Source organism: Oceanibaculum pacificum (assembly GCF_001618175.1).
Lineage (GTDB): Bacteria > Pseudomonadota > Alphaproteobacteria > Oceanibaculales > Oceanibaculaceae > Oceanibaculum > Oceanibaculum pacificum.
On record NZ_LPXN01000048.1, the window covers coordinates 1 to 7,740 of the forward strand.

10 protein-coding genes are annotated in these 7,740 nt (G+C 66.5%); 3 read left to right on the forward strand and 7 right to left on the reverse strand.

The window, feature by feature from the left end; all coding sequences use genetic code 11:
* Positions 1 to 53: 53 nt before the first annotated feature.
* The 4 genes from ybaL to AUP43_RS04070 all read right to left on the reverse strand — a co-directional run bounded on the left by ybaL (position 54) and on the right by AUP43_RS04070 (position 3,468).
* The gene (gene ybaL, locus AUP43_RS04055) at positions 54 to 1,835 is read right to left on the reverse strand and encodes a YbaL family putative K(+) efflux transporter (RefSeq protein WP_067553020.1); all 1,782 of its coding nucleotides are present in this window, start codon (positions 1,833 to 1,835) and stop codon (positions 54 to 56) included.
* A gap of 99 nt (positions 1,836 to 1,934) precedes the next feature.
* A complete protein-coding gene (locus AUP43_RS04060; RefSeq protein ID WP_067553022.1) occupies positions 1,935 to 2,192 on the reverse strand; it encodes a hypothetical protein in 258 nt (85 codons plus the stop codon).
* Positions 2,193 to 2,270: 78 nt separating this feature from the next.
* Positions 2,271 to 2,765: a PAS domain-containing protein gene (locus AUP43_RS04065; protein WP_084462555.1), complete on the reverse strand. Its 495-nt coding sequence runs from the start codon at positions 2,763 to 2,765 to the stop codon at positions 2,271 to 2,273.
* A 73-nt stretch (positions 2,766 to 2,838) separates the two neighbouring features.
* On the reverse strand, positions 2,839 to 3,468 hold the full coding sequence (locus AUP43_RS04070; protein WP_067553026.1) for a TetR/AcrR family transcriptional regulator: 630 nt from the start codon (positions 3,466 to 3,468) through the stop codon (positions 2,839 to 2,841).
* Positions 3,469 to 3,585: 117 nt separating this feature from the next.
* Between AUP43_RS04070 and AUP43_RS04075 the strand changes: the two genes are divergently transcribed.
* Positions 3,586 to 4,695, forward strand: coding sequence for an HlyD family secretion protein (locus AUP43_RS04075; RefSeq protein WP_067553028.1), 1,110 nt, complete (start codon positions 3,586 to 3,588; stop codon positions 4,693 to 4,695).
* A gap of 15 nt (positions 4,696 to 4,710) precedes the next feature.
* Positions 4,711 to 6,270, forward strand: a complete 1,560-nt coding sequence (locus AUP43_RS04080; RefSeq protein WP_067553031.1) for a DHA2 family efflux MFS transporter permease subunit — start codon at positions 4,711 to 4,713, stop codon at positions 6,268 to 6,270.
* Between the two features lie 5 nt (positions 6,271 to 6,275).
* Here the strand turns inward: AUP43_RS04080 and AUP43_RS04085 are convergent, their stop codons facing one another.
* From AUP43_RS04085 to AUP43_RS04095, 3 genes are read right to left on the reverse strand one after another with little or no spacing between them, the layout of a single operon-like run.
* Positions 6,276 to 6,740, reverse strand: a complete 465-nt coding sequence (locus tag AUP43_RS04085; RefSeq protein ID WP_067553033.1) for a hypothetical protein — start codon at positions 6,738 to 6,740, stop codon at positions 6,276 to 6,278.
* Positions 6,728 to 7,114, reverse strand: coding sequence for a D-Ala-D-Ala carboxypeptidase family metallohydrolase (locus AUP43_RS04090; protein WP_067553035.1), 387 nt, complete (start codon positions 7,112 to 7,114; stop codon positions 6,728 to 6,730). The genes AUP43_RS04085 and AUP43_RS04090 overlap by 13 nt, the downstream gene beginning before the upstream one ends.
* Positions 7,114 to 7,329, reverse strand: a complete 216-nt coding sequence (locus AUP43_RS04095) for a hypothetical protein (protein WP_067553037.1) — start codon at positions 7,327 to 7,329, stop codon at positions 7,114 to 7,116. Before AUP43_RS04095 ends, AUP43_RS04090 begins: the two co-directional genes overlap by 1 nt.
* A gap of 77 nt (positions 7,330 to 7,406) precedes the next feature.
* Between AUP43_RS04095 and AUP43_RS04100 the strand changes: the two genes are divergently transcribed.
* Positions 7,407 to 7,718 (forward strand): hypothetical protein, encoded by a 312-nt coding sequence (locus tag AUP43_RS04100; RefSeq protein ID WP_067553039.1) that lies wholly within the window; start codon positions 7,407 to 7,409, stop codon positions 7,716 to 7,718.
* The last annotated feature ends 22 nt before the right edge of the window (positions 7,719 to 7,740 follow it).

Consider the following 7,740-nt stretch of genomic DNA (forward strand, 5'->3'; position numbering starts at 1 on the left):
TGGACCCCCGCAACAAGTGCGGGGGTGACGGCTGGGAATAAAGCCAGACGCCCCTAAGCCGGCTTCGGATCGCCGGGGAGGCGGTCCGGCGTCGGGTCGGGCACGGCGCTGGAGAGGCGGCGGGCGATCTGCTCGATCATGCCGCGGGCGATCTCGCGCTCGCCCATGATGACGGTGTTGGCGCCCAGCGACAGCAAATGGTCGACCTCGGCGTCGGAATGGGCGCGCGCGATGATCTCCAGTAACGGATTGACGGCGCGGGCCTGGCCGACTACCTGGCCGGCCTCGAAGGCGTTGGGAATGGCGACGACGAGCTGACGCGCGCCGGGCACGTTGGCCGCCTTCAGGATCGAGGCCTTGGCGGCGTTGCCGACGATCACCTCAATGCCGTCCTCGCGTGCCCTGGAGACGATCTTGTCGGAATCCTCGATGATCAGGAACGGCGTTTCCCGCTGCCGCAGCGCCTCGCCGACCAGGCTGCCGACCCGCCCGAACCCGATGAGGATGGTGTGGTCGGACAGGGCGGTCGCCTCGGCCGGATCGTCGTCGGCGCGCTTCTCCGCCACCGGGGCGGTCGGTTCAGCGGGCGCATCGACGCGGATATAGCCCTTGGTGCGCCGCTCGATATAGGGCTTCATCCATTCGATCGCCTTGAAGGCCAGCGGGTTCAGCAGGATCGAGAGGATCGCCCCGGCCAGGATAAGGTCGCGCGCGCGTTCAGGCAGCAATTGCAGCTTCACGCCCAACTCGGCCAGGATGAAGGAGAATTCGCCGATCTGCGCCAGGCTGGCGGAAATCGTCAGCGCCGTGGCCACCGGATACCGGAAGGCGACGACGATCAGAAAGGCCGCCACCGACTTGCCGATGACGATGATGAACAGGGTCGCCAGCACCGGCAGCGATTCGTTCACCAGGCTCATCGGGTCGAACAGCATGCCGACCGACACGAAGAACAGCACCGCGAAGGCGTCACGCAGCGGCAGGGATTCCTCGGCTGCCCGGTGGCTCAGCTCGGATTCGCTCAAGATCATGCCGGCGAAGAACGCGCCCAGCGCCAGCGAGACGCCGAACAGCTTGGCCGCCCCGAAGGCGACGCCCAGCGCGATGGCCAGAACCGCCAGCCGGAACAGCTCGCGCGAGCCGGTATGGGCGACATAATGCAGCGCCCAGGGGATAACCCGCCGCCCGACGATCAGCATGAAGGCGACGAAGGCGACCACCTTGCCCAGAGTCACGAGGATGACGCCGGTAACGCCGATATCCAGCCGGGCGGCAATCGGGTCCGCCCCCTCCCCCAGGGCCTGGCCACCCAGCAGAGTGGCCACCGCCGGCAGCAGCACCAGGGCCAGAACCATCGCCAGATCCTCGACGATCAACCAGCCCACGGCGATGCGGCCGCGCTCGCTGTCGATCAGCCGGCGTTCCTGCAAGGCGCGCAGCAGCACCACGGTGCTGGCGACCGACAGTGCCAGGCCGAACACCAATCCCGCCCCCGGGCTCCACCCCAGCAGATGCGCGAGACCGAGGCCGAGCAGCGTGGCGACGCCAATCTGCACCACCGCGCCCGGCACGGCGATTTTCCGCACCGACAGCAAATCCTTCAGCGAGAAATGCAGGCCGACGCCGAACATCAGCAGGATGACGCCCATCTCCGCCAATTCGGGCGCCAGCGTCTGGTCGGCCACGAAGCCCGGCGTGTGCGGTCCCACGACGATACCGGCCATAAGGTAGCCGACGAGCGGCGGGATGCGCAGCCGATTGGCGATGACGCCGAACACGAAAGCGAGCCCGAGACCGGCGACGATGGTGGCGATCAAGGGCATTTCGTGCGGCATCAGGCGCGGATTTCCTTATGGATGGGAAAGAACGGGCAGCGCCTTATTTTGCATGGTGGAAAATTGTATGCCTACCCCCGAAACGCTGAATAAGCCGGTTCATGTGCCGGTTGGCCGCGATATGGAGACGATTGTGCCGCCGCGCCCGTCGCAGCGCGAGCAGCGCATGCGCTCCGCCAGCCCCGCCACATCGGCCGCGGCCCCATGTCGGCGATACGCGGTCAGCAGGTCGGCCGGGCCGGTATGGCCGCAGGTGACGCAGCGCACGACCAGCGCGTAATTCGCGCCCAGCAACTCGCCCAGCGTGACGCCGGCGATATCGCTTGATGCGGGGGCAGAAGGCGGCTTTGGCGGCATGACGCTCCGACGGCCTGGTTCCGACGGCGCATCATACCGGCAAGCGGGCGCGGCTGGCGACAGGGCGGCGGGGACGCCTCAGCCCGCCGCTCTCTCATAGCCGGCGAACAGCGTGCCGTGATAGCCATGCCAGGGCTCCACCGCCATATACAGGCCGGTCATCAGCAGATCGACCGTCCGGCCATCCGTGGCGAAGGGCAGGATCAGCCGGTCGATGCGCTTCCAGGGCCGGCTCTCGTCGATATGGCTGGCATAGACCGGCTCACCGGTTTCCGTCGCGCGACGATGCTGCGCCAGAATTTCATCGTGATAAAGCGGCAAGGCCACCTCGTCGAGATAGCGGCCGGTGGCGTCGAAGCCGGTCAGCCGGGCCAGATGATTGCCCTGCAGCCGGATGCGAAAGCGCAGCGGCTCGCGCTCGACGTCGAGCAGACCGATATGGCCGATCCAGGACCAGACATCCTCGGCCACGAAATCATGGCGAGAAGGCAGCGCCTTGCCAAGTTTCAGCGAGCGCCAATACAAATGCAAAGAAGATAATGCTTGATTATCAATCAGATAACTAATGTGCATCAGTGCCTCCTTAAATCCGAAGCCCAATTTACACCAAAAAAACTTAAAATTTTATAAATATGACGAACAATCGTCACTGAGGCGCATAAACCCGCAGGAACGCCTCGACCGCCCGGTCCACCGCCTCGTCGGTCTCGGCCACGCTGGGCGCGGGGTCGAGACCCAGAACCCGGCGCAGATGACGCTGACCGACCAGCATGCTGAGAAACATCTCGGTCGCGCGCGCCGGATCGTCGACGCGGATCAGCCCGCGCCCGGAGATGCGCTCCAGATAGCGGGCGATGCGGCCGCGGGTATTCTGCGGCCCGGCGGCGAAAAACCGGCGGCCAAGATCGGGGAAGCGCGGGGTTTCCGATACCACCACCCGATAGATCGCCAGCGTATCCGGGCTGAGCAGGAAGGTGAGGAACTGCCGGCCGATCTGACGCAGCGCCTCGCGCGGCTCCAGCCCTTCCAGCGTCTCCTCCGCCAGGCTTTCGGCCATGCGCCGGCAATTGGTGGCGACCATGGCGGAGAACAGCTCCTCCTTGCTGCCGAAATGCGCATAGACCGTGGCTTTGGACACTGTGGCGGAGCGCGCGATCGCGTCCATGCTGGTGGCCGCGAAACCATGTCGCAGGAATTCCGAGCGAGCGGCCGCCAGAATCTGCGCCGGCTTGGAGCCCCGCTCCGGCTCCTGTGCCTCCAAATCGAAAACAGCCATCCTGATCGCTTTCCGGTTGCGGAACGATTGACGCGGTATCGGGCGCGGCGTAGTTTTGCACAGACTAAACTGAACGGTTCAGTTCAGCCACAAAAAGAAACAGGCGGAGTGTGGAGGATGCGCAAGCTGGCGCTGGCGCTGGTCGGGGTGGGGCTGTTGTCGGCGGCAATCTATGCCGGCTGGATGTGGCACCATGAATGGCGCTATGTCGAGAGCACCGACAATGCCTATGTGCAGGCCGACATCTCGGTCATCAGCCCGAAGGTGGCGGGCTATGTCGAGAGCGTCGCGGTGCGCGACAATCAATATGTGAAGGCGGGGGATTTGCTGATCGCCATCGGCGAGCGGGAATTCGCCGCGCGCGTGCGTCAGGCGGCGGCAACGGTGGATGCCGAACGCACCGCCATCGCCAATTTCGACAGCCAGGCCGTGCTGCAACGCTCGCTGATCGAACAGGCGGCGGCGGCCATCGACAGCGCCCGCGCCGAGGTGACGCGCGCGCGCAAGGATTACGACCGGCTTTCCTCGCTGCGCCGCGACGACGTCGTCAGCCGGCAGCGCCTGGAACTGGCGGAGGCCGACCTCGCCAAGGCGAACGCGGCCCTGGCCAGCGCGCGCGCCGCCCTGCAGGCCGAACAGCAGCAGCTCGACGTGCTGGAGACGAGCCGCAAGGCGGCCGAGGCGAAGGTGGTGCAGGCCATCGCCGCCCAGGCGGTGGCGCAGATCGACCTGGAGAATACGGTGATCCGCGCGCCGATCGACGGGGTGGTCGGCAATCGCGGCGTGCAGGTGGGGCAATATGTGCGGGCCGGCACGCATCTTCTGTCGGTCGTGCCGCTGCCCAACGTCTATGTGCTGGCGAATTTCAAGGAAACCCAGATCGGCCGCATGCGCCCCGGCCAGAAGGTGCGCATCGAGATCGACGCCTACCCCGACACGGTGCTGACCGGGCAGATCGCGAGCTTCTCGCCGGCCAGCGGCTCGCAATTCAGCCTGCTGCCGCCGGAGAACGCGACCGGCAATTTCACCAAGATCGTGCAGCGCCTGCCAGTGCGCATCGACGTGCCGGCCGATAATCCGCTGAAGGCGCTGCTGCGCCCCGGCCTGTCGGCCATCGTGTCGGTCGATGTGCGCGACGCCGGCAAGACGGGCAGCGTCTCCGGCGTGTTCGGCGCGGTGGAGGGCGATACGGCCCTGGCCGAGCGCGACGCCGCGCCTGCCAAGTAAGCGGCGTTAGCGCCGATGAGCACGCCCGCCGATGCGCCTGCCGACGAACGCCCGATGCCGCCCCTGTCGGTGCGGCTGGGCTTCTTCGCCATGGTCGTCGGCATGTTCATGGCGATCCTGGACGTGCAGATCGTCGCCAGCTCGCTGGGCGAAATCCAGGCCGGCCTGTCGGCCAGCGTGGAGGAGATCAGTTGGGTCCAGACCTCCTACCTGATCGCCGAGGTGATCATGATCCCGCTGTCTGGCACGCTGGCGCGGGTGATGTCGACGCGCGTGCTCTATACCGTCGCCACGCTGGGCTTCACGGTGATGAGCCTGTTCTGCGCCCTGGCCAACAGCATCGAGACGATGATCCTGGCGCGCTCGCTACAAGGGTTTTTCGGCGGCGCGATGATCCCTTCCGTGTTCGCCACCGCCTATACCATCTTCCCGCGCCGGATGATGACCAAGGTGTCCGTCACCATCGGCCTCACCGCCACCATGGGGCCGACCATCGGGCCGACGCTGGGCGGCTACATCACCGAGACGCTGTCCTGGCACTGGCTGTTCACCCTCAACGTCATTCCCGGCGTGATCGTCGCCGCGACGGTGTGGAACTTCATCCGGGTCGACAAGGCGGAGCCCAGCTATCTGCGCGGGCTGGATCTGATCGGCCTGGTGCTGCTGACCGTCTCGCTGGGTAGCCTGCAATATATGCTGGAGGAAGGGCCGAAGAATGATTGGTTCGAGGATCGGCTGATCGTGCAGCTCGGCCTGCTGTCGGCGATAGCCGGCGCGCTGTTCTTCGTGCGCGCCTTCACCTACCGGCAGCCGATCATCGATATCCGCGCCTTCGGCGACCGCAATTTCGCGCTGGGCTGCACCTACAGCTTCATCGTCGGGGTCGGGCTGTACGGCTCGGTCTATCTGACGCCTTTGTTCCTCAGCCAGGTGCGCGACTACAACGCCATGCAGATCGGCGTGATCATGATGGTGACCGGCCTGTTCCAGATCGGCATGGCGCCAGTGGCCGGCATGCTGTCGGCGCGGATCGACCTGCGGCTGATGCTGGGATTCGGCTTCCTGCTGTTCTGCTTCGCGCTGTATCTGAACGCCCACCTCACCGCGCAATCGAGCTATTGGGAGCTGTTCCTGCCGCAGGCTCTGCGCGGCGTGTCGCTGATGTTCTGCTTCATCCCGGTGAACCGGCTGGCGCTCGGCACGCTGACGCCGGACAAGCTGAAGAACGGCTCCAGCCTCTACAACCTCATGCGCAATCTGGGCGGCGCCATCGGGCTGGCCAGCCTGAACACGATCCTGCAGGAACGCACCGCCCTGCATCTCTCCCGCCTCAGCGACCACATCACTCTCAGCCGCCCGGAAGTGCAGGCCTATATCGACCGGCTCTCCGAACGGCTGGGCGACAGCATCACCGGCGACCCGGAACTCGCCGCGCTGCGCCAGCTCTTCGCCCTGGTGCAGCGCGAGGCGATCGTGATGAGCTTCAATGATTGCCTGCTGGTGGTCGGCTTCACCTTCGCCGTCAGCCTCATCCTCATGCCCCTGGTGCGCAAGCCGCGCGGCATGAGCGGCTGAGCCTGCTACTTCCCGCGCTCCAGGTCGCGCGCGCCGAACCACCAGACGATGGCGGCGGTGGTGGCGTAGATCAGCATCTCGACGATGCGGCTGCGGTCGGCGTCGGTATAGAGCTGGAAGAACACCAGTCCGGTCAGCCCGATCAGCAGCAGCGTCAGCGCCGGGCGCACCAGGCGCAGCAGATTCACCACCCACTGGCTGGCCCGGCCATAGCCACGGTCATGCTCGTAGGAGGCGACGCGCATGTCGCGCGCGCCGGCCAGCTCGGCCAGCAGCCGCTCATTCTCCGTCTCGGCGGCGCGCGTCTCCCGTTGTAGCAGATGCAGCCGCTCGGCATGCGCCAGCTCAATGGCCAGCGTCTGCCGCTTCTCGCGCGCCTCCAGGATGCGAATGCCGGCCGAGGCCAGCATGCCCAGCAGGCCGGTCGCCCCGCCGCTCAGGATGGAGGAAACGAAGCTCAGGATTTCCATTGGCCCCAACTCCTTTCGGGTCCGAGGTCGACATGCAGGAAGCTGGAATAGAAGCCGAAGCCGGTGAAGCCGGCTGCCCGGCAGGCGGCCAGCAGCGCGGCGCGGTCATGGCCGGCCAGCGCGATGTCGAAGGCGTCGCCGGCCTTATGCCGGCTCAACGGTGCGCCGCCGACGCGGGCATTGTGCACCGGGTCGCGATAGGCCGAAGTGATGACGAAGGGCCGGCCGATCCGCGTGCGCGCCGCTTGCAGCCGGTCCATCGCCTCGGGCATCACCAGCAGCGAGCCATCCCCGCGGCTGGCGATCTCGCGCGGGCTGAAATCCGGCCAGCGCCACAGCCTGGCCGGCACGTCGCGCCAATCGGCGTAGAGCATCAGGTCACCCCGCCGCCGGTCGCCAGCTTGGCAATGGCCGCGCCGACGGCGGCGGCCCCACCGCCCAGCAGCATCATGATCTTCCAGCCGCCGCGCGCCTCCGACAGCGCGGTGCGGATGGCCTTCACATCGATCTTCATTTCGGCGATATCGTCGCGGCTGTCGCGCATCTGCTGCTCCAGCGTCGCGAGCCGTTCCCGTTCGTCGCGAGTCATCACGGACCTTTCCTGATCAAGGCTTTATGCTAGATAGGGGAGCGCCCTGCCCGAGGGCCGATCTGGAGATTTCCACCGTGCCCCTGTTCACCATCTCCCTGGCGCCGCGCGCGGCCCTGCTCTTCTCGCTCCCGCTGCTGGCGGCAAGCTGCGCCAGCGATGCGAACCGGCCGGTGCGCTACGACATGCACTCCTGCTTCGCCAGCCTGCGCGCCGGCATGCCCGACCAGCCGGCGCTCGATTTCGGCGTCTCGTCCGACTTCACCCATCGCGGCGGCGACTGGACCTTCGTGTCCGAGGCGAAATCCCCCACCGGCTGGCGCAAGACCTGGACCTGCGACTTCCACGACGGCGCCTTCCAGGCCGCGCAATGGATCGAGAGCCAGTAGCGCGGGTCTCCCCTCACCCGGC